This is a genomic window from Mycolicibacterium sphagni (assembly GCF_002250655.1).
Lineage (GTDB): Bacteria > Actinomycetota > Actinomycetes > Mycobacteriales > Mycobacteriaceae > Mycobacterium > Mycobacterium sphagni.
Window position 1 is genome coordinate 192,444 of record NZ_NOZR01000008.1, and the last position, 21,085, is coordinate 213,528.

Below are 21,085 nucleotides of genomic sequence, written 5' to 3' on the forward strand. Positions count from 1 at the left end.
AGCACAGCTTCGATCTGCCCGGTAGAGCCGATTCGGCGCACAGCGAACACCTGCGAACGGGTGATGGAAACCCTGGGGGCACTTGCCCACGTTGGGGTAGCGGTAGCCTGAACTATCCCAGCTGCGCATATCGGAAGGACCGGGCCGCACAGGCCGATGCTTGATGAACCGCAAAAACGTGATCCGCACACTCACGGTGATTGCCGTCGTGCTGCTGCTCGGCTGGTCGTTCTTCTATTTCAGTGACGACACCCGGGGCTTCAAACCCGTCGACACCTCGGTGGCGATGGCGCAGATCAACAGCGACAACGTCAAGAGCGCGCAGATCGACGACCGGGAGCAGCAGCTTCGCCTGGAGCTCAAGAACGGCAACGGCGACACCGAGAACTCCAACAAGGTCATCACGAAGTACCCGACCGGGTACGCCGTCGACCTGTTCAACGCGCTGAGCGCCAAGAGCGTAAAGACCAACACCGTGGTCAACCAGGGCAGCATCCTGGGCTCGCTGCTGGTCTACATGCTGCCGCTGCTGCTGCTCGTCGGCCTGTTCGTGCTGTTCTCTCGCATGCAGACCGGCGGGCGGATGGGCTTCGGGTTCGGCAAGTCCAAGGCCAAACAGCTGGGCAAGGACATGCCCAAGACCACCTTTGCCGACGTCGCAGGTGTCGACGAGGCGGTCGAAGAGCTCTACGAGATCAAGGACTTCCTGCAGAACCCGTCGCGGTACCAGGCGTTGGGCGCCAAGATCCCCCGGGGCGTGCTGCTCTACGGCCCGCCCGGCACCGGCAAGACGCTGCTGGCCCGCGCCGTGGCAGGCGAGGCCGGAGTTCCGTTCTTCACGATTTCGGGTTCGGACTTCGTCGAGATGTTCGTGGGCGTCGGCGCCTCCCGGGTGCGCGACATGTTCGAGCAGGCCAAGCAGAACAGCCCGTGCATCATTTTCGTCGATGAGATCGACGCCGTCGGCCGCCAGCGCGGCGCCGGCATGGGCGGTGGCCACGACGAACGCGAGCAGACGCTGAACCAGTTGCTCGTCGAGATGGACGGCTTCGGCGACCGGCAGGGCGTCATCCTGATCGCGGCCACCAACCGGCCCGACATCCTCGACCCCGCCCTTCTTCGCCCGGGCCGTTTCGACCGCCAGATCCCCGTCACCAGCCCCGACCTCGCCGGCCGCAAGGCCGTGCTGCGGGTGCACTCGGCGGGCAAGCCGATGGCCCCCGACGCCGACCTCGACGGACTGGCCAAGCGCACCGTCGGAATGTCGGGCGCCGACCTGGCCAACGTCATCAACGAGGCCGCGCTGCTCACTGCCCGCGAGAACGGCACCATCATCACTGCTGCCGCGCTGGAGGAAGCCGTCGACCGGGTGATCGGTGGTCCGCGACGCAAGGGCCGCGTGATCAGCGAGCTGGAGAAGAAGATCACCGCCTACCACGAGGGTGGCCACACCCTGGCGGCGTGGGCGATGCCCGACATCGAGCCGATCTACAAGGTGACCATCCTGGCCCGCGGCCGCACGGGCGGTCACGCCGTCTCGGTGCCCGAGGACGACAAGGGGCTGATGACTCGCTCGGAGATGATCGCCCGGCTGGTGTTCGCGATGGGCGGGCGTGCCGCCGAGGAACTGGTGTTCCGCGAGCCCACCACTGGCGCGGTGTCCGATATCGACCAGGCCACCAAGATCGCCCGCGCGATGGTCACCGAGTACGGCATGAGCTCGAAGCTGGGCGCGGTCAAGTACGGCACCGAGCACGGCGACCCGTTCCTGGGCCGCACCATGGGCACCCAGTCGGACTACTCCCACGAGGTCGCTCGCGACATCGACGACGAGGTCCGCAAGCTCATCGAGGCGGCCCACACCGAGGCGTGGGCGATCCTCACCGAGTACCGCGACGTGCTCGACACGCTGGCCGGTGAGCTCCTGGAGAAGGAGACCCTGCACCGCAAGGAGCTGGAAGCGATCTTCTCCGACGTGAAGAAGCGGCCCCGACTGACGGTGTTCGACGACTTCGGCGGGCGTATTCCGTCGGACAAGCCGCCGATCAAGACACCGGGCGAGCTGGCCATCGAACGCGGTGAGCCGTGGCCCAAGCCGATGCCGGAGCCGGCCTTCAAGAAGGCCATCGCACAGGCCAGTGCCGCGGCGCAGGCCCAGCAGCCCCGAGGCGGAAACGGCAACGGCGCGCACACCGGCGGTCAGCCTGCCCAGCCCGGCTCGACGCAGCCCGACTATGGCGCGCCGGCCGGCTGGCACGCTCCCGGCTGGCCGCCTCAAGGTCCGCCGCCGCAGGGCGGCTACTGGTACCCGCCGCCGCAGCAGGGGTGGGGCCCGCCGCCTGGGCAGCAACACGGCCAGCCGTATCCGCCCTATCAGCCGCAACCTGCACCGCGTCACGCCGGGCCGAGTAGCGGCCCGCAACAAGATTCGGGTGACGACGGCGGTCGGTCGAAAGCGCCGGACAACGGTTAAATGACGAACGGAGCTCCGATGTCGCAGCCCAATTCGGTCGCGCGGGATGTACCGGTGTTCGATCAGCCGCGGGCCGAGGCGGCCGTTCGTGAATTGCTGTTGGCAGTCGGGGAGGACCCTGACCGGCACGGTTTAGTGGACACTCCGGCCCGCGTCGCGCGGGCTTTCCAGGAGATGTTCGCCGGTCTGTACACCGACCCGGATGCGGTACTGGAGACCACCTTCGACGAGCAGCACGACGAGCTGGTCCTGGTCAAGCAGATCCCGATGTATTCCACCTGCGAGCACCATCTGGTGGCGTTCCACGGAATGGCGCATGTCGGCTACATCCCCGGCGTGGACGGACGCATCACAGGCCTGTCGAAGCTGGCCCGGGTGGTCGATCTGTACGCCAAGCGCCCGCAGGTGCAGGAGCGGCTTACCGGTCAGGTCGCGGACGCGATCATGCGCAAGCTCAAGCCGCGCGGGGTCATCGTCGTCATCGAGGCCGAGCACCTGTGCATGGCGATGCGCGGGGTGCGTAAGCCGGGGGCCATCACCACGACTTCGGCGGTGCGCGGACAGTTCAAGACCGACAAGGCATCGCGAGCCGAGGCGCTGGAACTCATCTTGCGTAAATGACGCAATCACACGGGCCGCGCACGCAGGTGATGGGGGTTGTCAACGTCACCGACGATTCCTTCTCCGACGGTGGACGCTTTGTGGACCCGGCCCGAGCTGTCGAGCAGGGGCTGGCCCTGGCCGCCCAGGGTGCCGCGATCATCGACGTCGGCGGTGAATCCACCCGCCCCGGCGCAGTGCGCATCGACTCCTCGGTGGAAGCCGCCCGGGTGGTACCCGTCATCAAAGAGCTTGCCGCCCAAGGCATCACGGTAAGTATCGACACCATGCATGCGGCGGTGGCGGCCGCCGCCCTGGACAACGGTGCGACCATCGTCAACGACGTCTCGGGTGGCAAGGCCGATCCGGCGATGGCTTCGCTGATGGCCGAGGCCAAGGTGCCGTGGGTGCTGATGCACTGGCGCTCGGTGCGTTCCGCGCAGCCCCACGAAGTCCCCGACTACGGCGACGTGGTCGCCGAGGTGCGCGACGAACTGCTGGCCGGCGTCGACGCCGCCGTCGCCGCCGGCGTCGATCACCGGAACCTGATCATCGATCCGGGCCTGGGGTTCGCCAAGACCGCTCGGCACAACTGGGCGCTGCTGCACGCGCTGCCCGAGTTCGTCGCCACCGGCATACCGGTGCTCGTCGGGGCGTCACGCAAACGGTTTCTCGGTGCGCTGCTCGCCGAACCGGACGGCACCATCCGGCCACCGGACGGACGCGAGACTGCCACTGCGGTGATCTCGGCACTGGCCGCGCAGGGCGGGGCATGGGGTGTCCGCGTGCACGACGTGCGGGCGAGCGTGGACGCGCTCAAAGTTCTTCGTGCGTGGGAGGAGATCGGTGGCTGATCGCATCGAGCTGCGTGGCCTGACCGTCCGCGGCAACCACGGCGTCTTCGACCACGAACGTCGCGACGGGCAGGACTTCGTCATCGACATCACCGTCTGGATCGACCTCGCCGAGGCCGCTGCCAGTGACGACCTCGATGACACTTATGACTACGGCACGCTCGCGCAGCGGGCCGCCGCCATCGTCGGCGGGCCGGCGCGCAATCTCATCGAGACGGTCGCCGCCGAGATCGCCGAGGACGTGATGAACGACCAGCGAGTGCACGCCGTCGAGGTGGTGGTGCACAAGCCGCACGCGCCAATCCCGTTGACCTTCAACGATGTTGCGGTCGTCGCGCGTCGCTCCCGGCGTGGCGGCCGGGGCCAGATCGTTCCCGCCGGAGGTAGTGCATGACGCGGGTGGTGCTCTCCATCGGTTCCAACCTCGGTGACCGGATGGCGCGGCTGCAGGCGGCAGTCGACGGACTCGGGGTGTCGGTGCGCGCGCTGTCGCCGGTTTATGAGACCGCCGCCTGGGGCGGCGTCGAGCAGGGACCGTTCCTCAACGCCATCGTGGTGGCCGACGACCCCGGTGCCGACGGCCACGAATGGCTGCGCCGCGCGCAGGAGTTGGAGGACGCCAACGAGCGCGTCCGCGAGCAGAAGTGGGGACCGCGCACCCTCGACGTCGACCTCGTCTGCTGCTATGACCGCGACACCGAGGTGTTCTCCCGCGACGAAGGCCTGACGCTGCCGCATCCGCTGGCCCACCTGCGGGCGTTCGTGATGGTCCCGTGGCTGGCCGTCGACCCCGATGCCGAACTGACGGTGGCCGGGGAGACCCGCCGAGTCGATCGGCTACTGACCGAACTCGAGCCGGTCGACCGCGACGGGGTGCATCTGACCGGGCTGGTGCTCCGGTTGGGCGATGAGGTTCAGCCCAACGACGACCCAGAGCCCGAGGCCTGATGGGACCGACACGCAAACGCGACCTCACGGCCGTGGCCGTCGTGGTCGCGATCCTGGCCTACCTGCTGGTGCACGTCCTGTACCGGTACTTTCCGCCGATCACGGCGTGGACCGGGCTCTCGCTGCTGGCCGTCGCCGCGATCGAGGGTGCTTGGGCGGTGTCGGTACGGGCCAAGATCCGCGACGGGCAGATCGGCGTGGGTGGTGGTCGGTTGCACCCCCTGACGGTGGCGCGCAGCGTGGTGATCGCGAAGGCCTCGACGTGGGTCGGGGCGGTGATGCTGGGCTGGTGGATCGGCGTGCTGGTCTACCTGTTGCCCCGCCGAGCCGAGCTGCGGGTTGCCGGAGCGGATACGCCCGGCGCGGTCATTGCCGCACTCAGTGCGTTGGCTCTTGTGGTCGCGGCGCTGTGGCTGCAGCATTGCTGCCGCTCGCCCGGAGACCCGACGGACGACCCGGACGCCGCCCGGGACTAGCGCGCAAGGATCTCCAGCGGCGAATCGCCGCAGCTCGACGACACGTGCACGGACATCGCGCGGGTACAGTCAGCCCATGACCGTTCTGTCCCGCGGCGCCAAGAATCGGCGCGGCGGCCGCAGGCCGGGGTGGCTGCTGTTGACAGTGTTGCTAGTCCTTGCCATTGCGGCCAGTTCCGCATTGGTCTTCACCAACCGCACCGAGCTGCTCAAGCTGGCGGTCATTCTGTCTTTGTGGGCGGCCGTGATCGCGGCGTTCGTTTCGGTGATCTACCGCAGGCAGAGCGATGTCGACGCCGCCCGCGCACGTGACCTGAAACTGGTCTACGACCTGCAGCTCGACCGTGAGATCTCGGCCCGTCGCGAATACGAGCTGAGCGTCGAGTCACACCTGCGCCGCGAGCTGGCGTCCGAGCTGCGCGCGCAGGCCGCCGATGAGGTTGCCGCTCTGCGCTCGGAGCTGGCGGCGCTGCGGGCCAACCTGGAGATCCTCTTCGACGCCGATCTGGGTGAGCGTCCCGCGCTCGAGGGCGATCGCGCCGGCGACTGGACTCGGGACACGACGACCCTGCCGCCGGTGCCCGGTCGTGTCGAGAGCAGCCGGATCACGCCGGTGCGCCCCGAGGACACCGGCAGCCGCCCCGTCACCGCCGAGAACCCGATTATCGACGTTCCCGAGGAACCGCTGGTGCCGCCACCAGCGCAGCAGCCCTACGCGCCACCGCCGCCGCGCCGGCGTCGTGCTCAGCCGGAGCCAGAGCCGGAGCCGCAGCTGGGCGGATCGCACCGGCGGCCATCCGATAACGGCGATACGGCCGCCGAACGGCCGTTCGCACCACCCCCGCTGCCTCGTTCCGAACCGCAATCAGACGTTGCGGCCGCAGCCGCGGCCTTGGCGGATCCGCCGGCACCGCGCGGGCCGCGCGGTGCCGAGGCACCGGAATGGCGCCCGCTGGAGACCGAGGGGCAGTGGCTGCCGCCGGGTGCGCCGGGCAGCAACTGGGTGGCCAACGCCGACAACGGTTTCGTCGTCCCGTCGGCCGCGGCAGCTCCGGCCGCCGCCGCCGCAGACTCGCCGCGCGGGCGACACTGGACTCCGCCAGAGGACGCTGCGCCGGTCGACGAGCCGCAGGAACAGCTCCGCCCCGAGCCGGCGATGCAGCCGCCGGCCGACCCTGTCGCGCCGCGTGCCCGCCATTCGGTCGATGGCTCCGGCCAGCCCGCCATGTCCGCACCGCCGGCACCTTCGCCCAATTCCCGGCATCGCGGGGAGGCCGAGGAAGAGGCGCCACGGAGAAGGGCCCGCGAGGGCGACCAGACCGGCGGCCAATCGGTGGCTGACCTGCTCGCCCGGCTGCAGGCCAACGGCTCTGTCGAAGGTGGCGGCCGGCGGCGCCGGCGTGAGGACTAGCCACGCTAAAGTGGTCGTGACCGTCCGGTACCCGACACAGGACCGGAACGAACACATTCATTGACGTCAGTGAGGTCGTCTACGTGGGGACCCCAAGCGGCTTGCGCCCCGCCCGGCTCAAGGTGGGCATCGTCTCGGCCGGCCGCGTCGGCTCAGCGCTCGGTGTGGCGCTCGAACGTGCCGAGCATGTCGTGGTGGCGTGCAGTGCGATCTCGACTGCGTCACGCCGGCTGGCCGAGCGGCGGCTCCCCGATACCGAGATCCTGCCGGTGCCCGACGTCGCCGACCGCGCCGAGCTACTGCTGCTGACTGTCCCGGACTCCGAACTTCCCGGGTTGATCAACGGGCTGGCCGCAACCGGAGCGGTGCGCCGCGGCACCATCGTCGTGCACACCTCGGGTGCCAACGGGGTGGCGATCCTGGCGCCCCTGACCGAGCAGGGCTGCGTTCCGCTGGCCATCCATCCCGCGATGACCTTCACCGGCGCCGACGAGGACATCGCCCGGCTGTCCGACAGCTGCTTCGGCGTCACTGCCGCAGACGAAATCGGCTATGCCATCGCCCAGTCGCTGGTCCTCGAGATCGGCGGCGAGCCGTTCGGGGTCCGCGAAGACGCGCGGACGCTGTATCACGCGGCACTGGCCCATGCCAGCAACCACGTCGTCACGGTGGTCGCCGACGCGCTGGATGCGTTGCGCGCGGCGCTGGCCGGGCAGGAGCTGCTCGGCCAGGAGCTCGTGATCGACGCTCCCGGCGGGCTGGCGGAACGCATCGTCGGACCGTTGGCTCGCGCCGCGCTGGAGAACACCCTGCAACGCGGGCAGGCCGCGCTGACCGGACCGGTGGCGCGCGGCGACGCTCCCGCCGTCGCGGGCCATCTCGCTGCCCTCGATCAAGTGGATTCCGAACTGGCGCAAGCATATTGCGCGAATTCGCTGCGTACCGCTCAGCGTGCGCATGCCCCCGAGGAGGTTGTTGAGGTGTTGGCCGAATGGTCAGGACAAGGACGGCGACGGTGAGCGCGGGGCCGCAGTTCACGCCAGGACAGCTCAACTTGTACTCCGCACCCAAGGCGGTGTCGGATGTCACCCGTGCGCTGCGGCATACCGGGCGACGGGTGATGCTGGTGCCGACCATGGGCGCCCTGCACGACGGCCACTTGGCTCTGGTGCGTGCCGCCAAGCGGGTGCCGGGCGCGGTGGTGGTGGTCTCGATCTTCGTCAATCCCTTGCAATTTGGGCCCAGCGAAGATCTCGATGCCTACCCGCGAACCCTGGACTCCGACCTCGAGCTGCTAAGCGCAGAAGGTGTCGAGGTGGTGTTCACCCCCAACGTGTCGGCAATGTACCCCGACGGTCCCCGCACCACCGTGCACCCCGGGCCGCTGGGCGCACAGCTCGAAGGCGGCTCGCGGCCTGGACATTTCGCCGGAATGTTGACCGTCGTGCTGAAGCTGCTGCAGATCGTGCGCCCGGACCGGGCGTTCTTCGGGGAGAAGGACTATCAGCAGCTGGCGCTCATCCGCCAGATGGTCGACGACCTCAACGTCGATGTCCGCATTGTCGGCGTGCCCATCGTGCGGGAGTCCGACGGGCTGGCCATGTCCTCGCGCAACCGCTATCTCAATCCCGAGGAACGCGAGCAGGCGGGCGCATTGTCAGCGGCGCTGCTGGCAGGCATGTACGCCGCCTCGGCCGGTGCAGGTCCCGCCCTGGACGCCGCCCGTGCCGTCCTCGACGAAGTGCCGGCCTTCGAGGTCGACTATCTGGAAGTACGTGGGCCGCAACTGGAGCCGGCGCCCGCGCACGGCCCGGCCCGCATCCTGGTCGCCGCGCGGCTGGGCACCACCCGGCTGCTGGACAACATAGCCGTCGATTTGTCGACCGATACCGTCCCGCCTGGCGTCGGCAACGGCGACCACCACGAAATAACTTGGAGAAATTGATGTTCCGGACGATGCTGAAGTCCAAGATTCACCGGGCGACGGTCACGCATGCCGACCTGCATTACGTGGGATCGGTGACCGTGGACGCTGATCTGATGGACGCCGCCGACCTGCTCGAGGGTGAGCAGGTGACGATCGTCGACATCGACAACGGCGCGCGGTTGGAAACCTACGTCATCACCGGGAAGCGTGGCACCGGGGTGATCGGAATCAACGGGGCTGCAGCACATCTGGTGCACCCCGGTGACCTCGTCATCCTCATCGCCTACGGCGTGATGGACGACGCCGAGGCGCGGACCTACCTGCCGCGGGTGGTGTTCGTCGATGCCGACAACCGGCAGATCGACCTCGGTGACGACCCGGCTTATGTGCCCGACGACGTCATCGACCTGATGTCACCGAGGACGTTGGGGTAGCCGTGCTGTTGGCCATCGACGTCCGCAATACCCACACCGTAGTGGGGTTGATCTCCGGTTCCGGGGATCACGCAAAAGTGATGCAGCACTGGAGGATCCGTACCGAGCCGGAGGTGACGGCCGACGAGCTCGCCCTAACCATCGAGGGGCTGATCGGCGACGACTCCGAGCGGGTCACCGGCGCCACCGGGCTGTCGACTGTGCCGTCGGTCATGCACGAGGTCCGGGTCATGCTCGAGCAGTACTGGGCAGGAGTCCCGCACGTACTCATCGAACCCGGTGTGCGTACCGGAATCCCGCTGCTGGTCGACAATCCCAAAGAGGTCGGTGCCGACCGGATCGTCAACTGCCTGGCGGCCTTCGCCAAGTTCTCCTCCGCGGCCATCGTGGTGGACTTCGGCTCGTCGATCTGTGTCGACGTCGTCTCGGCCAAGGGCGAATTCCTCGGCGGGGCAATCGCTCCCGGCGTCCAGGTGTCCTCGGACGCCGCGGCCGCACGGTCTGCGGCGCTGCGCCGGGTCGAGCTGACCAGGCCACGCTCGGTGGTCGGCAAGAACACGGTGGAATGTATGCAGTCCGGTGCGCTGTTCGGGTTCGCCGGTCTGGTGGACGGCCTGGTGAACCGGATCAGGGAGGACGTAGACGGCTTCGCCGGCTCCGATGTGGCTGTGGTGGCCACCGGGCACACCGCTCCGCTGATGCTGCCCGATCTGCACACGGTGCGGCACTACGACCAGTATCTCACCCTCGACGGGCTGCGGATGGTTTACGAACGCAACCGCGACAACCAGCGCGGCCGAATCAAATCCGCACGCTAGAAGAAGGTCCGCACGAGCTCGACCACCCGGCCCCGCTCGTCGACCACCGGGATCAGCTGCCACTTGTCGAAGACCGTGCACGGGTGCGACACCCCGAACGCGATCCAGCTGCCGACCTCGACGGCTTCTTCAGCCGCCGGTGACAGCCTCAGAAACGCGTGCTGGTCGTTGAGCTTGACGACCTCGCATCCCGCCAACACCTCGCCCACCCAGTTCGAACCGCACCGAAGCTGTTGTGGTACAGGGAGATCCTGATCGAACGAGACGTCGCGCCGGCCCATCGTCACCAGCGCGAGCCCCGACTCGGGACGCGAGCACACCTGCGCCCACAGCTGCATCGCGGCCACGAATCCGCCGGGTGCGGCGCCGGGCCTGGTCAGCGGCGAGGTCCGCAGATACAGCCCGTCGTCGTTGGTCAGATATGCACCGCTGCGCAGGATCGTGCGCCAGTCGCCGGTCAGTATCTGCGCCGCCAGGTCGAAATGTGTACTGCCGCCCGCAGTCACGACGACGTCGGGAATCTCGCACACCGGGGCGAGCCGGGTGGCGACCCTGTGCAGCCACGTCAAATAGTCCCGCACGGACTCGACACCGGCGGCCGACACGTCATGGCCCAATGCGGCCTCGTAGCCTGCCACCCCGACCAGTCGAAGTCGCGGGCTGGCGACCGCGGCCGCAGCCACCGCATCGGCACCCCTGTCATCGCGGCAGCCGGTGCGGGTGCCGCCCGCACCGATCTCGACGCAGACCTCGACCGGACGCCGCGCGCCGGCCGCCTGCAGCGCCGTGGTCATCAACTCCACGCCGCGAACAGAGTCCACCCAACAGATCAGGCGGAAGTCGGGGTCGCTGTCGAGTTCGGCGGCCAGCCACGCCAGCCCCGCGGCGTCGACCAGTTCGTTGGCCAGGATCACCTCGCGCACCCCGAACGCCCGATAGGTCCGCACCTGGCTGATCGTCGCGGCCGTCACCGCGCAGGCGCCCGCGTCGAACTGCCGGGCCACGAGCTGTGGGGACATGTGGGTCTTGCCGTGCGGGGCCAGTTCGACGCCGTGCCGCGCGCACCAGCCGGCCATCGTGGACACGTTGTGGGTCAGCGCCTCGGCGGACAGCACGCACACCGGTCCCAGCGGCCCGGCGTTGAATAAAACGGGCGCCTCAGCGCAGATCTGCTCGGCCGTGCGGCCCGACCACGCGGCGGGCAGCCCCTTGAATCGCCAGTCCACCCGCTCGTGCGCCAGTGCTGCCACCGCCGCCGCGTTTATGAGGGAGGTCATCACCTCATTTAAGCTGGCACGTCGTGAGCTCTGCAGATACTCCGGACACCGACCAGACGGGCACCGACGTCCCCGAGCAGTTCCGGATTCGCCAGGGCAAGCGCGAGGCCCTATTGGCCGAAGGAAAAGACCCGTACCCGGTTTCGGTGCCGCGTACCCATTCGCTGGCGCAGATCCGCGCCGCCTACCCCGACCTGGCCGCCGACACCACCACCGGTGACATCGTGGGCGTCACCGGCCGGGTGGTGTTCGCCCGAAACTCGGGCAAATTGTGCTTCGCCACCCTGCAGGAAGGTGACGGCACCCAGCTGCAGGCGATGATCAGCCTCGCCGGGGTGGGCGAGGCCGCGCTGGAGGCGTGGAAGGCCGAGGTCGACCTCGGCGACATCGTGTTCGTGCACGGCGAGGTGATCAGCTCCCGCCGCGGCGAGCTGTCGGTACTGGCCGATTCCTGGCTGATGGCCAGCAAGGCTTTGCGCCCGCTGCCCGTCGCGCACAAGGAAATGAGCGAGGAGTCCCGGGTCCGTCAGCGCTACGTCGACCTGATCGTGCGTCCCCAGGCCCGGGAGGTGGCCCGGCAGCGCATCGCGGTGGTGCGGGCGGTGCGTAACGCGTTGGAGCGTCGGGGCTTCCTCGAGGTCGAGACACCGATGCTGCAAACGCTGGCCGGCGGAGCCGCCGCCCGGCCCTTTGTCACCCATTCCAATGCCCTAGACGCGGATCTGTATCTGCGAATCGCCCCGGAGTTGTTCCTGAAGCGGTGCGTGGTCGGCGGGCTGGAGAAGGTTTTCGAGCTGAATCGGAACTTCCGAAACGAAGGCGCGGATTCGTCGCATTCGCCGGAATTCTCGATGCTCGAGACTTATCAGGCTTGGGGAACCTACGACGATTCGGCGATCGTCACGCGCGAACTTATTCAAGAAGTGGCGGATGAGGCGATCGGGACGCGGCAACTGTCATTGCCGGACGGCACTATCTATGACATCGACGGAGAATGGCCGTCGATTCAAATGTACCCGTCGTTGTCTGAAGCTCTCGGTGAAGAGATCACGCCGGACACGTCACTTGAATACTTACTCGCTATTGCCGACCGGCTCGGCGTGGAGATCCCGCGTGATCGCGGCTACGGGCACGGCAAGCTCATCGAAGAGTTGTGGGAGCACACAGTGGGCGACACATTGTGGTCCCCGACCTTCGTCAAGGACTTCCCGGTGGAGACCACCCCGCTGACCCGCCAGCACCGCACCATTCCCGGCGTGACCGAGAAGTGGGACCTATACGCCCGCGGAATGGAATTGGCCACCGGATACTCCGAGCTCGTCGACCCGATCGTGCAGCGCGAGCGATTCGAGGAGCAGGCCAAGGCGGCGGCCGCAGGCGATGACGAGGCGATGGCACTCGACGAGGATTTCCTGGCGGCGATGGAGTATGCGATGCCGCCGACCACAGGAACTGGAATGGGCATCGATCGTCTGTTGATGGTTCTCACCGGCTTGTCAATTCGGGAAACGGTTTTGTTCCCGATTGTTCGACGCCATGGCTGAAGTGCGCCGATTCAATCCTTGTTGAATGACGTGGGCCGTTGTGGCAGATTGGTGCACACTGGTATAGACGCTCAACTCTCGGTTGTTGCGCGCAGGCAGAAGGATTCAGTGAGGCAATGGCCAAGAAAGTTACCGTCACTCTCGTCGATGATTTCGACGGGGCGGGCGCCGCGGATGAAACGGTCGAATTCGCGCTCGACGGTGTGAGCTATGAGATCGATCTTTCCTCAAAAAATGCTCAGAAACTGCGCAACGATCTCAAGCAGTGGGTTGAGGCCAGCCGCCGCGTCGGTGGCCGCCGCCGTGGCCGTTCCGGTCCCGCGGGCCGTGGTCGTGCCGCCATCGACCGTGAGCAGAGCGCTGCGATTCGGGATTGGGCACGCCGCAACGGTCACAAGGTGTCGACACGCGGCCGCATCCCGGCCGACATCATCGACGCTTTCCACGCCGCAACCTAGATCCCTCGGGGCGCAATTCGCCCCCACATGTGCACCAAGCACCCAACTGTCACCGCGGCGGCAGGCCCGTTCGCTCGCGGCGAAGTGGCTATCGGTGATTACCGGAAACGATTCCCCACGCTGCTGCGTTGCTGTGCTAGGTCCGCACTGTTAGGGATGCGGTATGGGGTGGCAAGGGAGCACGCTTCCCCGCACCCCCATTAGAGTGGACGACAGGTACGTGGTGACTACCGCTGTACCTAATCGTGATGGAGAGCAGGTAACCGACGATGTTCGAGAGATTTACCGACCGTGCCCGCAGGGTCGTCGTCCTGGCCCAAGAAGAAGCCCGGATGCTCAACCACAACTACATCGGCACCGAGCACATCCTGCTAGGCCTTATTCATGAGGGTGAAGGCGTAGCCGCCAAGTCGCTGGAGTCGCTGGGCATCTCACTCGAAGGTGTCCGCAGCCAGGTCGAGGAGATCATCGGCCAGGGTCAGCAGGCGCCGTCCGGGCACATCCCGTTCACCCCGCGCGCCAAGAAGGTGCTTGAGCTGAGCCTGCGCGAAGCGCTGCAGCTCGGCCACAACTACATCGGCACCGAGCACATTCTGCTCGGCCTGATCCGTGAAGGCGAAGGCGTGGCCGCCCAGGTGCTGGTGAAGCTCGGCGCCGAGCTGACGCGGGTGCGCCAGCAGGTCATCCAGTTGCTGTCCGGCTATCAGGGCAAGGAGACCGCGGAGGCCGGTACCGGCGGCCGCGGCGGCGAGTCCGGCAATCCGTCGACGTCGCTGGTCCTCGACCAGTTCGGCCGCAACCTGACCGCGGCCGCCATGGAGGGCAAGCTCGATCCGGTCATCGGCCGCGAGAAGGAAATCGAGCGGGTCATGCAGGTGCTGAGCCGGCGCACCAAGAACAACCCGGTGCTGATCGGTGAGCCCGGCGTCGGAAAGACCGCCGTGGTCGAGGGCCTGGCCCAGGCCATCGTGCACGGTGAGGTCCCCGAGACGCTGAAGGACAAGCAGCTCTACACCTTGGACCTCGGTTCGCTGGTGGCGGGCAGCCGCTACCGCGGTGATTTCGAGGAACGCCTCAAGAAGGTGCTCAAGGAGATCAACACCCGCGGCGACATCATCCTGTTCATCGACGAGCTGCACACGCTCGTCGGTGCGGGTGCCGCCGAGGGCGCCATCGACGCGGCGTCGATCCTCAAGCCCAAGCTGGCTCGTGGCGAGCTGCAGACCATCGGCGCGACCACCCTCGACGAGTACCGCAAGTACATCGAGAAGGATGCCGCCCTGGAGCGCCGGTTCCAGCCGGTCCAGGTCGGTGAGCCGACGGTGGCGCACACCATCGAGATCCTCAAGGGTCTGCGCGACCGGTACGAGGCGCACCACCGGGTGTCGATCACCGATGCGGCGATGGTCGCGGCGGCCACTCTGGCTGACCGATACATCAACGACCGGTTCCTGCCGGACAAGGCGATCGACCTGATCGACGAGGCGGGCGCCCGGATGCGGATCCGCCGGATGACCGCTCCGCCAGACCTGCGTGAGTTCGACGAGAAGATCGCCGACGCGCGCCGGGAGAAGGAGTCCGCGATCGACGCGCAGGACTTCGAGAAGGCCGCCAATCTGCGGGACCGTGAGAAGCAGCTGGTCGCTCAGCGTGCTGAGCGTGAAAAGCAGTGGCGCTCAGGCGATCTCGATGTCGTGGCCGAGGTCGATGATGAGCAGATCGCTGAGGTCCTGGGCAACTGGACCGGCATTCCGGTGTTCAAGCTGACCGAGGAGGAGACCACTCGGCTGCTGCGCATGGAGGACGAGCTGCACAAGCGGATCATCGGGCAAGAGGATGCCGTCCGCGCTGTCTCGAAGGCCATCCGCCGTACCCGTGCGGGCCTGAAAGATCCCAAGCGCCCGTCGGGTTCGTTCATCTTCGCCGGCCCGTCCGGTGTCGGTAAGACCGAGCTGTCCAAGGCGCTGGCGGAGTTCCTGTTCGGCGACGACGACGCTCTGATCCAGATCGACATGGGCGAGTTCCACGATCGGTTCACCGCGTCGCGGCTCTTCGGTGCTCCGCCCGGATATGTCGGCTATGAGGAGGGCGGCCAGCTCACCGAGAAGGTGCGGCGCAAGCCGTTCTCGGTCGTGCTGTTCGACGAGATCGAGAAGGCCCACCAGGAGATCTACAACACCCTGTTGCAGGTCCTCGAGGACGGCCGTCTCACCGACGGCCAGGGCCGCACGGTCGACTTCAAGAACACCGTGCTGATCTTCACCTCGAACCTGGGTACGTCCGACATTTCCAAGGCGGTCGGTCTTGGCTTCACCCAGGGCGGCGGCGACAACAACTACGAGCGGATGAAGCAGAAGGTCAACGACGAGCTGAAGAAGCACTTCCGTCCGGAGTTCCTCAACCGCATCGACGACATCATCGTCTTCCACCAGCTCACCAGGGACGAGATCATCCAGATGGTCGATCTCATGGTGGGCCGGGTGTCCAAGCAGCTCAAGACCAAGGACATGGAGATGGAGCTGACGGACCAGGCGAAGGCGCTGCTGGCCAAGCGCGGCTTCGACCCGGTGCTGGGTGCCAGGCCGCTGCGCCGGACCATCCAGCGCGAGATCGAGGACGCCCTGAGCGAGAAGATCCTCTTCGACGAGGTCGGCCCTGGTCAGCTGGTCACGGTCGACGTCGAGAACTGGGACGGCGAAGGCGCCGGCGAGGACGCGAAGTTCACCTTCGTCGGTGGGCCCAAGCCGGACACCATCGAGGCGGACCTGGCCAACGCAGGCACCGCCAGCGAATAGCAAAGCAGCGAAAAGGCCCCCGACAATGTCGGGGGCCTTTTCGTATGCGCGATGAATACTGCGTGACTGCATCGAATCGCACGGTGGCGACCGCTAATCTCTGCTCATGCTTGTGGTTACCACCAACGACATTCCGGGCTGGGAGATCCAGCGAGTATGCGGTGAGGTGTTCGGCCTCACCGTGCGATCGCGCAATGCGTTCTCCCAAATGGGCGCGGGCTTCAAGAGCATGTTCGGCGGCGAGCTGCAGGGCATGACCAAGAACCTCGCGGAGAGCCGCAACGAGGCCATGAACCGGTTGATGGCCGAGGCCCGTAATCGCGGCGGCAACGCGATCGTCGGAATGCGTTTCGACACCACCGAACTCGGCGACGTCTGGACTGAGATCTGCGCGTACGGCACTGCGGTGCAGGCGGTCCCGCTCACCGACGCCGCCAAGTACACCGCCCAACAGTTGGGTTACGGCGCCAGCTAATTGGCTTACGTATAGGATCTCCGGTGTAAGAGACGAGTCGAGGAATCTGGTGAAACTCCAGAACGGTCGCGCCACTGTTGAAAGTCAGACCCGAAGCCCGTCAAAAGTTCATTGGTGGGACGCGCAGCTCCCTGAAAGGACTCCAATGTCTACTCCGCAAACACGGTCGGATCGCTCTCGCGCCGTCGACCTTTCGGCCACCAAGGCCGTCGTCTGGCTCTCGTTGACCGCGTTTTTTGCGCTCTTGGTCCTGTACTTCGTCGGCGTCGACCAGGGCGCCACTTCGGTGTTCGGCAACAACATGTACATCCACGAATTCGTACATGACGCCCGCCATCTGCTCGGCTTTCCCTGCCACTGACTCGACTCACTCAAGCAAATGGAAAAGTCAATAATCTGGCGCGGCATTCTGGCCGGCGCCCTTGCAGGTGTGCTCGGATTCATCTGGTCGAAGATCTTCATCGAACCGATCGTGGGCCGGTCCATCGATTTCGAGGACGGCACCGCCGCCGCACATGAGGCCATGGAGACGGCGTCCGGTCATGGGCACACCCATGCCGAAGGTGGGGAGCTGTTCACCCGCGCAGTGCAGTCCAACATCGGTATGGGACTGGGCGTGCTTCTCTTCAGCGTGGCACTTGGTGCATTGTTCGCCGTGGTGTTCTGCGTGGCATACAGCCGAATCACCAACGTGTCCGCCCGCAAGCTGGCGGTGCTGACCGCGGGGGCCATGCTCATCTCGCTGTGGGTGGTGCCCGCGCTCAAGTACCCGCCCAACCCGCCGGCAACCAGCCTGGAAGAAACCATCAAGCAGCGTGCTCTGCTCTACCTGCTGATGGTGGCGCTGTCAGCGTTGTTGATGGTCGCCTCGGTCTATCTCGCGTTCCAGCTCACACCGAAGCTGGGTGCCTGGAATGCGACGCTGGCCGCAGGCGGGGCATACATCGTCGCCGTCATGATAGTGATGCTCATCCTGCCGACCATCAACGAGACCCCGGGCCCAATGGTCAACGATGCCGGGATGATCGTGTTCCCGGGCTTCCCCGCGGTCGATCTGTACGAGTTCCGGTTGTATGCGTTGGGCACCCAGGTGATTGTCTGGACGACGATCGGTCTGTTCGGCGCGGCCATGCTGTCCCGGCTGCTCGACGCCAAGGAGCGGGAGCCCATCCCTGCGTGAGCGACGCTTGCGGAGCGATCCATAGGCGGCGTGAGTGAGGTCGTCCGGCTGACCCTGGTGTCGCATGCCATGACCGATGCCATGGCAGCCGGGCGATTTCCGGTCGACGAGGATCCGAACGCGCCGGGTCGCCGGCAGCTCGACGGGCTCGACGTCGGTGCCGCCGATACGGTGCTGACCCGGCCGGAGTCTCGAGCCCGCCAGACTGCCGAGCTGCTCGGCGATCCGCGCGGTCATTCTCAACGCGGTGGATGCTCTGCCGAAGTCGTTCTGGCGCATCGATGTTGCGCTTGCCGGCCACACCCGCCTGCACTTCAGGGGATGGTGTGGACGCTGCGATCGGTATTAGTGCAGCAGCCCATTCGATAGTTATGGAATAATAATTGTGAAAACACAATTGTTGTGACTGACTAGGTGGAAGGCAATCCGATATGACTTCTGAAGCACACGCCGCCGTGGCCACCGATCGGCCCGCGCGTTATGGCAAGCAACTGGTCGCCCATCTCGGGCGGCGTAATGGAGGGGAATGGTCGGCCGACGCAGAAAGCGGCTGGATCGATCTCGGGGCCGGTCGAGCCACCGTCGCGGCAGGGGACGGGGTGCTGGATCTGCATCTCAGCGCACCGGCTGATGAGCTGGCCCGACTTCAAGATGTGATCGGGTCTCACTTGGTCAGATTCGGCGAGCGAGACGAACTCAGTGTCGAATGGACGAAAGCGATTTGACGCTAGCGCGATTCGAGCCGATCAGCGGTACCGGGGCAGTAATCCGAAGACCTGCTTGATGATCGTCATGGCCCAGCCGCCGGCGTTAGCGCTGTGGAAGCGGGGCCAGTTGAACTGGAAGCTGACCACCCATGCCTGACCGGTGCGGTCGACGGCATACCAGCTGAACGTCATATCTCCGGGTAAGTTGCCTGCCTTGGCGGCGATATAGGGCCACTCAGCCGGGTCGAGGTCGATGCCCGCGGTTTCGGACATGACATCCTTGACCTGGGATGCTCGGCCAACGGCGTTGTGCTGCAGGCCGGCATGCACGCGGCAGATGTCCTCGGCGTTGCCATACCACTCGGCCCCGTAGGCCGAACCGGGCGCGTGGGAGCGATACGGGTCCGGGTCGTAGGGCCGGGAATCAGCTTGTTGCAACAGGTTTGCGCGGTCCTGCGGCATTGCGGCGGTCTTCCACTCCTGACGCACATCGGGATTGCCCCAGCCGATGGCGAACAGTTCCCGCATAGTGGGGAACGGAGTCATGCTCGCCGGGTCGTGATGGCCCGCGGCGACCAGCGCCTCTTCGATGGCGTGGGTTCCGAGGCGCCCGATCAGCAGATCGGTGGCCATATTGTCGCTCGTGGAGATCATCTTGCCCGCCGCCTGACGCACCGTGATCTGCGAGCCGGGTGGCAGCTTGTCAAAGCCTGAGGTACCGAGTTTCTTGCCCTCGGCGGTGATGGTGAGTTTGTCGTCCCAGTTCAACGTGCCTGCCGTGATGGCACTTTCGACCGCGTACAGCACATAGGTCTTGAAAATCGAAGCCAGCGGCAGGGATTCGGATGTGTTGGTGCCCGCGACCTTCTCGCAGCGGCCGTCATTGACCTTGGACACCTGCCACGAATATCGGGCACCCGTGCGGCTCAATGCGGTGTCGACGTCCTGCCAGGAGTCGATCTTCGGTTTCTCGGTGGTGACGGCGAACCGGCTGACGAACGTGTCATCCCCGATGCGCAGGTCGATGTCCTGGCGTGCGCCGTAGGACGTCAGCAGGTGCAGGGTGGCCACGTTGGCGCCGATGTCCACTCCGGCCAGCGTGTAGGGACGGTCCCACCACAGCGAGTCCATGCTGTGCGCCACCGGGTCCACCATCTCGGTGGTGGCCAGGGTCTTGACGTTGTCCAGGCCGATGGGCCAGTCCGAGTTCAGCATGTCCATGACCTGTTTGGCCCGCACCCCCGTGGGAGTGTTGAGGTCGATACGCACACCCGCGCCGGCGTTGGCCGGTGGCGTGGGTGCCGGTGAGCAGCTGGTTGCCAGGGTAGCGGCGGAGGCGATCACGGTGGCCAGGGCCACCACGCTTCGACGCACCCGGCGTGCGCTACGCCTTCGCGCCGGTCCCGGCAACGTCCAACACAACCTCGAACTCCAGCAGATCGGCACCCTTGGCCACCGGGTTGGCACGCTCACCGGCGTGTGCGTGGATGGCCGGTCCGCTGGCCCATGCCTGGAAGGCCTCCTCGGACTCCCACGTGGTCACCACGAAGTAGCGGTCCTCGCCCTTGACCGGCCGTAGTAGTTGGAACCCGAGGAATCCGGGCTGGTTGTCGACGGCGTGAGCGCGGTTGGCGAACCGCTTCTCCAATTCGGGGCCGGCACCCGGTGGAATCTCGATTGCGTTGATCTTCACCACGGACATGGCGCAAGGCTACCGCGCCCACCGAGGGCGGTGGACGACCGCGCAAGATGAAGCGGTGAGCACCGAATCGCTGACGCACAGGGGCGGCGCCGGGCGGCCGCTGGTGTTGGTTCACGGCCTCATGGGCCGTGGCACCACGTGGTCGCGGCAAGTGCCATGGCTGACCCGGTTCGGCGCGGTGTACACCTACGACGCCCCCTGGCATCGCGGCCGCGAGGTCGTGGATCCCGCACCCGTGAGCACCGAGCGGTTCGTCGCAGACCTCGGTGATGCCGTCGTGCAGCTCGGCCGCCCGGCAGTGCTGGTCGGGCACTCGATGGGCGGGTTGCACTCGTGGTGTCTGGCCGCGCAGCGGGCCGATCTGGTGAGCGCGCTGGTGGTGGAGGACATGGCACCGGACTTCGTCGGCCGAACCACCGGACCGTGGGAGCCGTGGGTACATGCGCTGCCGATCGAATACTCCACTGCAGAAGAGGTTTACGAAGAATTCGGGCCGGTTGCAGGCCGCTACTTTTTGGAGGCGTTCGACCGGACCGCGACCGGCTGGCGCCTGCACGGCCAGCCGGCTCGATGGATCGAGATTGCCGGGCAGTGGGGCACTCGCGACTATTGGCAGCAGTGGCAGGCCGTGCGCGCCCCCGTGTTGTTGATCGAAGCGGGTGACTCCGTGGCACCGGCGGGGCAGATGCGCCGGATGGCGGAGATGGCCGGTGCGGCCGCCACGTACGTGCATGTGCCGGGAGCGGGCCATCTCGTGCACGATGACGCCCCGGATCGATACCGGGACGCTGTCGAGTCGTTCCTAGCGGCGCTCCCCGAGGGCGCCTGACGACGGCCACGCCGGGTGCTGTTCGAAGCGCGTGCGGACGGCGTCCAGGTCGTGGCTGATTCGGCGTTGATCGGCGTCGTCGAAGAGTGGACCGACCATCGGTGCGCTCACCCGGAATTGATCGGCGTGCAGTCGCAGTTTGGTGAAGAAGTTGGTCAACGCACTCATGGCAGTAAT

At 66.6% G+C, this 21,085-nt stretch carries 24 protein-coding genes; 20 read left to right on the top strand and 4 right to left on the bottom strand.

What is annotated here, in order from left to right:
- Nucleotides 1-163 precede the first annotated feature (163 nt).
- The 11 genes from ftsH to CG716_RS12145 all read left to right on the top strand — a co-directional run bounded on the left by ftsH (nt 164) and on the right by CG716_RS12145 (nt 9,941).
- Nucleotides 164-2,473, top strand: a complete 2,310-nt coding sequence (gene ftsH, locus CG716_RS12095; protein ID WP_094479745.1) for an ATP-dependent zinc metalloprotease FtsH — start codon at nt 164-166, stop codon at nt 2,471-2,473.
- 18 nt (nt 2,474-2,491) lie between these two features.
- Complete coding sequence (gene folE, locus CG716_RS12100; protein ID WP_094479876.1) at nt 2,492-3,094, top strand: GTP cyclohydrolase I FolE; 603 nt, start codon at nt 2,492-2,494, stop codon at nt 3,092-3,094.
- Nucleotides 3,091-3,927 carry a dihydropteroate synthase gene (gene folP, locus CG716_RS12105; RefSeq protein WP_207760651.1) on the top strand — a complete coding sequence of 279 codons (837 nt, stop codon included), beginning with the start codon at nt 3,091-3,093 and terminating at the stop codon, nt 3,925-3,927. Before folE ends, folP begins: the two co-directional genes overlap by 4 nt.
- Nucleotides 3,920-4,321, top strand: a complete 402-nt coding sequence (folB, locus tag CG716_RS12110) for a dihydroneopterin aldolase (RefSeq protein WP_094479749.1) — start codon at nt 3,920-3,922, stop codon at nt 4,319-4,321. Before folP ends, folB begins: the two co-directional genes overlap by 8 nt.
- On the top strand, nt 4,318-4,875 hold the full coding sequence (folK, locus tag CG716_RS12115; RefSeq protein ID WP_094479751.1) for a 2-amino-4-hydroxy-6-hydroxymethyldihydropteridine diphosphokinase: 558 nt from the start codon (nt 4,318-4,320) through the stop codon (nt 4,873-4,875). Before folB ends, folK begins: the two co-directional genes overlap by 4 nt.
- Nucleotides 4,875-5,351: a DUF3180 domain-containing protein gene (locus tag CG716_RS12120; RefSeq protein ID WP_094479753.1), complete on the top strand. Its 477-nt coding sequence runs from the start codon at nt 4,875-4,877 to the stop codon at nt 5,349-5,351. The genes folK and CG716_RS12120 overlap by 1 nt, the downstream gene beginning before the upstream one ends.
- Nucleotides 5,352-5,427: 76 nt before the next feature.
- Nucleotides 5,428-6,762 (top strand): DUF6779 domain-containing protein, encoded by a 1,335-nt coding sequence (locus CG716_RS12125; protein ID WP_094479755.1) that lies wholly within the window; start codon nt 5,428-5,430, stop codon nt 6,760-6,762.
- 83 nt (nt 6,763-6,845) lie between these two features.
- Nucleotides 6,846-7,781 (top strand): Rossmann-like and DUF2520 domain-containing protein, encoded by a 936-nt coding sequence (locus tag CG716_RS12130; RefSeq protein WP_094479757.1) that lies wholly within the window; start codon nt 6,846-6,848, stop codon nt 7,779-7,781.
- The gene (panC, locus tag CG716_RS12135) at nt 7,754-8,707 is read left to right on the top strand and encodes a pantoate--beta-alanine ligase (protein WP_094479759.1); all 954 of its coding nucleotides are present in this window, start codon (nt 7,754-7,756) and stop codon (nt 8,705-8,707) included. Before CG716_RS12130 ends, panC begins: the two co-directional genes overlap by 28 nt.
- Nucleotides 8,707-9,123 carry an aspartate 1-decarboxylase gene (gene panD, locus CG716_RS12140; RefSeq protein WP_094479761.1) on the top strand — a complete coding sequence of 139 codons (417 nt, stop codon included), beginning with the start codon at nt 8,707-8,709 and terminating at the stop codon, nt 9,121-9,123. Before panC ends, panD begins: the two co-directional genes overlap by 1 nt.
- A 2-nt stretch (nt 9,124-9,125) precedes the next feature.
- A complete protein-coding gene (locus CG716_RS12145; RefSeq protein ID WP_094479763.1) occupies nt 9,126-9,941 on the top strand; it encodes a type III pantothenate kinase in 816 nt (271 codons plus the stop codon).
- On the opposite strand, the gene CG716_RS12150 is transcribed toward CG716_RS12145, so the two are convergent.
- Nucleotides 9,938-11,218, bottom strand: a complete 1,281-nt coding sequence (locus CG716_RS12150) for an alanine racemase (protein ID WP_094479765.1) — start codon at nt 11,216-11,218, stop codon at nt 9,938-9,940. The two genes, CG716_RS12145 and CG716_RS12150, sit on opposite strands and share 4 nt — an antisense overlap.
- A 23-nt stretch (nt 11,219-11,241) precedes the next feature.
- On the opposite strand from CG716_RS12150, the gene lysS reads away from it, so the two are divergent.
- From lysS to CG716_RS12190, 8 genes are all read left to right on the top strand, one after another.
- Entirely contained in the window at nt 11,242-12,762 is a 1,521-nt protein-coding gene (gene lysS / locus CG716_RS12155) for a lysine--tRNA ligase (protein WP_094479767.1), read from the top strand.
- Between the two features lie 116 nt (nt 12,763-12,878).
- Nucleotides 12,879-13,220 (top strand): histone-like nucleoid-structuring protein Lsr2, encoded by a 342-nt coding sequence (lsr2, locus tag CG716_RS12160; RefSeq protein ID WP_005138822.1) that lies wholly within the window; start codon nt 12,879-12,881, stop codon nt 13,218-13,220.
- A gap of 269 nt (nt 13,221-13,489) precedes the next feature.
- The gene (gene clpC1 / locus CG716_RS12165; protein ID WP_094479769.1) at nt 13,490-16,015 is read left to right on the top strand and encodes an ATP-dependent protease ATP-binding subunit ClpC; all 2,526 of its coding nucleotides are present in this window, start codon (nt 13,490-13,492) and stop codon (nt 16,013-16,015) included.
- 106 nt (nt 16,016-16,121) lie between these two features.
- On the top strand, nt 16,122-16,490 hold the full coding sequence (locus tag CG716_RS12170; RefSeq protein WP_094479771.1) for a YbjQ family protein: 369 nt from the start codon (nt 16,122-16,124) through the stop codon (nt 16,488-16,490).
- A 145-nt stretch (nt 16,491-16,635) separates the two neighbouring features.
- Entirely contained in the window at nt 16,636-16,851 is a 216-nt protein-coding gene (locus CG716_RS12175) for a CbtB domain-containing protein (protein WP_094479773.1), read from the top strand.
- Between the two features lie 18 nt (nt 16,852-16,869).
- A complete protein-coding gene (locus tag CG716_RS12180; protein ID WP_094479775.1) occupies nt 16,870-17,670 on the top strand; it encodes a CbtA family protein in 801 nt (266 codons plus the stop codon).
- Nucleotides 17,671-17,700: 30 nt separating this feature from the next.
- Complete coding sequence (locus CG716_RS12185; RefSeq protein ID WP_420093189.1) at nt 17,701-18,039, top strand: phosphoglycerate mutase family protein; 339 nt, start codon at nt 17,701-17,703, stop codon at nt 18,037-18,039.
- An 86-nt stretch (nt 18,040-18,125) separates the two neighbouring features.
- A complete protein-coding gene (locus CG716_RS12190) occupies nt 18,126-18,395 on the top strand; it encodes a DUF2218 domain-containing protein (protein WP_234817817.1) in 270 nt (89 codons plus the stop codon).
- 21 nt (nt 18,396-18,416) lie between these two features.
- On the opposite strand, the gene CG716_RS12195 is transcribed toward CG716_RS12190, so the two are convergent.
- Together CG716_RS12195 and mhuD are read right to left on the bottom strand one after the other, a co-directional pair.
- Nucleotides 18,417-19,787, bottom strand: coding sequence for a serine hydrolase (locus tag CG716_RS12195; protein ID WP_165774121.1), 1,371 nt, complete (start codon nt 19,785-19,787; stop codon nt 18,417-18,419).
- A complete protein-coding gene (mhuD, locus tag CG716_RS12200) occupies nt 19,762-20,079 on the bottom strand; it encodes a mycobilin-forming heme oxygenase MhuD (protein WP_094479779.1) in 318 nt (105 codons plus the stop codon). Before mhuD ends, CG716_RS12195 begins: the two co-directional genes overlap by 26 nt.
- On the opposite strand from mhuD, the gene CG716_RS12205 reads away from it, so the two are divergent.
- A complete protein-coding gene (locus CG716_RS12205) occupies nt 20,078-20,908 on the top strand; it encodes an alpha/beta fold hydrolase (protein ID WP_165774128.1) in 831 nt (276 codons plus the stop codon). The genes mhuD and CG716_RS12205 overlap by 2 nt on opposite strands.
- Here the strand turns inward: CG716_RS12205 and CG716_RS12210 are convergent.
- The gene (locus CG716_RS12210; RefSeq protein WP_094479781.1) at nt 20,882-21,076 is read right to left on the bottom strand and encodes a hypothetical protein; all 195 of its coding nucleotides are present in this window, start codon (nt 21,074-21,076) and stop codon (nt 20,882-20,884) included. The two genes, CG716_RS12205 and CG716_RS12210, sit on opposite strands and share 27 nt — an antisense overlap.
- Nucleotides 21,077-21,085 lie beyond the last annotated feature (9 nt).

What these genes read in the sequence shown, in the direction of transcription:
- lsr2 (WP_005138822.1), top strand. Translation starts at nt 12,879, where the DNA reads ATGGCCAAGAAAGTTACCGTCACTCTCGTCGATGATTTCGACGGGGCG.
- CG716_RS12175 (WP_094479773.1), top strand. Translation starts at nt 16,636, where the DNA reads ATGTCTACTCCGCAAACACGGTCGGATCGCTCTCGCGCCGTCGACCTT.
- clpC1 (WP_094479769.1), top strand. Translation starts at nt 13,490, where the DNA reads ATGTTCGAGAGATTTACCGACCGTGCCCGCAGGGTCGTCGTCCTGGCC.
- CG716_RS12125 (WP_094479755.1), top strand. Translation starts at nt 5,428, where the DNA reads ATGACCGTTCTGTCCCGCGGCGCCAAGAATCGGCGCGGCGGCCGCAGG.
- folK (WP_094479751.1), top strand. Translation starts at nt 4,318, where the DNA reads ATGACGCGGGTGGTGCTCTCCATCGGTTCCAACCTCGGTGACCGGATG.
- CG716_RS12170 (WP_094479771.1), top strand. Translation starts at nt 16,122, where the DNA reads ATGCTTGTGGTTACCACCAACGACATTCCGGGCTGGGAGATCCAGCGA.
- CG716_RS12205 (WP_165774128.1), top strand. Translation starts at nt 20,078, where the DNA reads ATGGCGCAAGGCTACCGCGCCCACCGAGGGCGGTGGACGACCGCGCAA.
- CG716_RS12120 (WP_094479753.1), top strand. Translation starts at nt 4,875, where the DNA reads ATGGGACCGACACGCAAACGCGACCTCACGGCCGTGGCCGTCGTGGTC.
- CG716_RS12210 (WP_094479781.1), bottom strand. Translation starts at nt 21,076, where the DNA reads ATGAGTGCGTTGACCAACTTCTTCACCAAACTGCGACTGCACGCCGAT.
- folP (WP_207760651.1), top strand. Translation starts at nt 3,091, where the DNA reads ATGACGCAATCACACGGGCCGCGCACGCAGGTGATGGGGGTTGTCAAC.
- panC (WP_094479759.1), top strand. Translation starts at nt 7,754, where the DNA reads ATGGTCAGGACAAGGACGGCGACGGTGAGCGCGGGGCCGCAGTTCACG.
- mhuD (WP_094479779.1), bottom strand. Translation starts at nt 20,079, where the DNA reads ATGTCCGTGGTGAAGATCAACGCAATCGAGATTCCACCGGGTGCCGGC.
- CG716_RS12180 (WP_094479775.1), top strand. Translation starts at nt 16,870, where the DNA reads ATGGAAAAGTCAATAATCTGGCGCGGCATTCTGGCCGGCGCCCTTGCA.
- panD (WP_094479761.1), top strand. Translation starts at nt 8,707, where the DNA reads ATGTTCCGGACGATGCTGAAGTCCAAGATTCACCGGGCGACGGTCACG.
- ftsH (WP_094479745.1), top strand. Translation starts at nt 164, where the DNA reads ATGAACCGCAAAAACGTGATCCGCACACTCACGGTGATTGCCGTCGTG.
- CG716_RS12150 (WP_094479765.1), bottom strand. Translation starts at nt 11,218, where the DNA reads ATGACCTCCCTCATAAACGCGGCGGCGGTGGCAGCACTGGCGCACGAG.
- folE (WP_094479876.1), top strand. Translation starts at nt 2,492, where the DNA reads ATGTCGCAGCCCAATTCGGTCGCGCGGGATGTACCGGTGTTCGATCAG.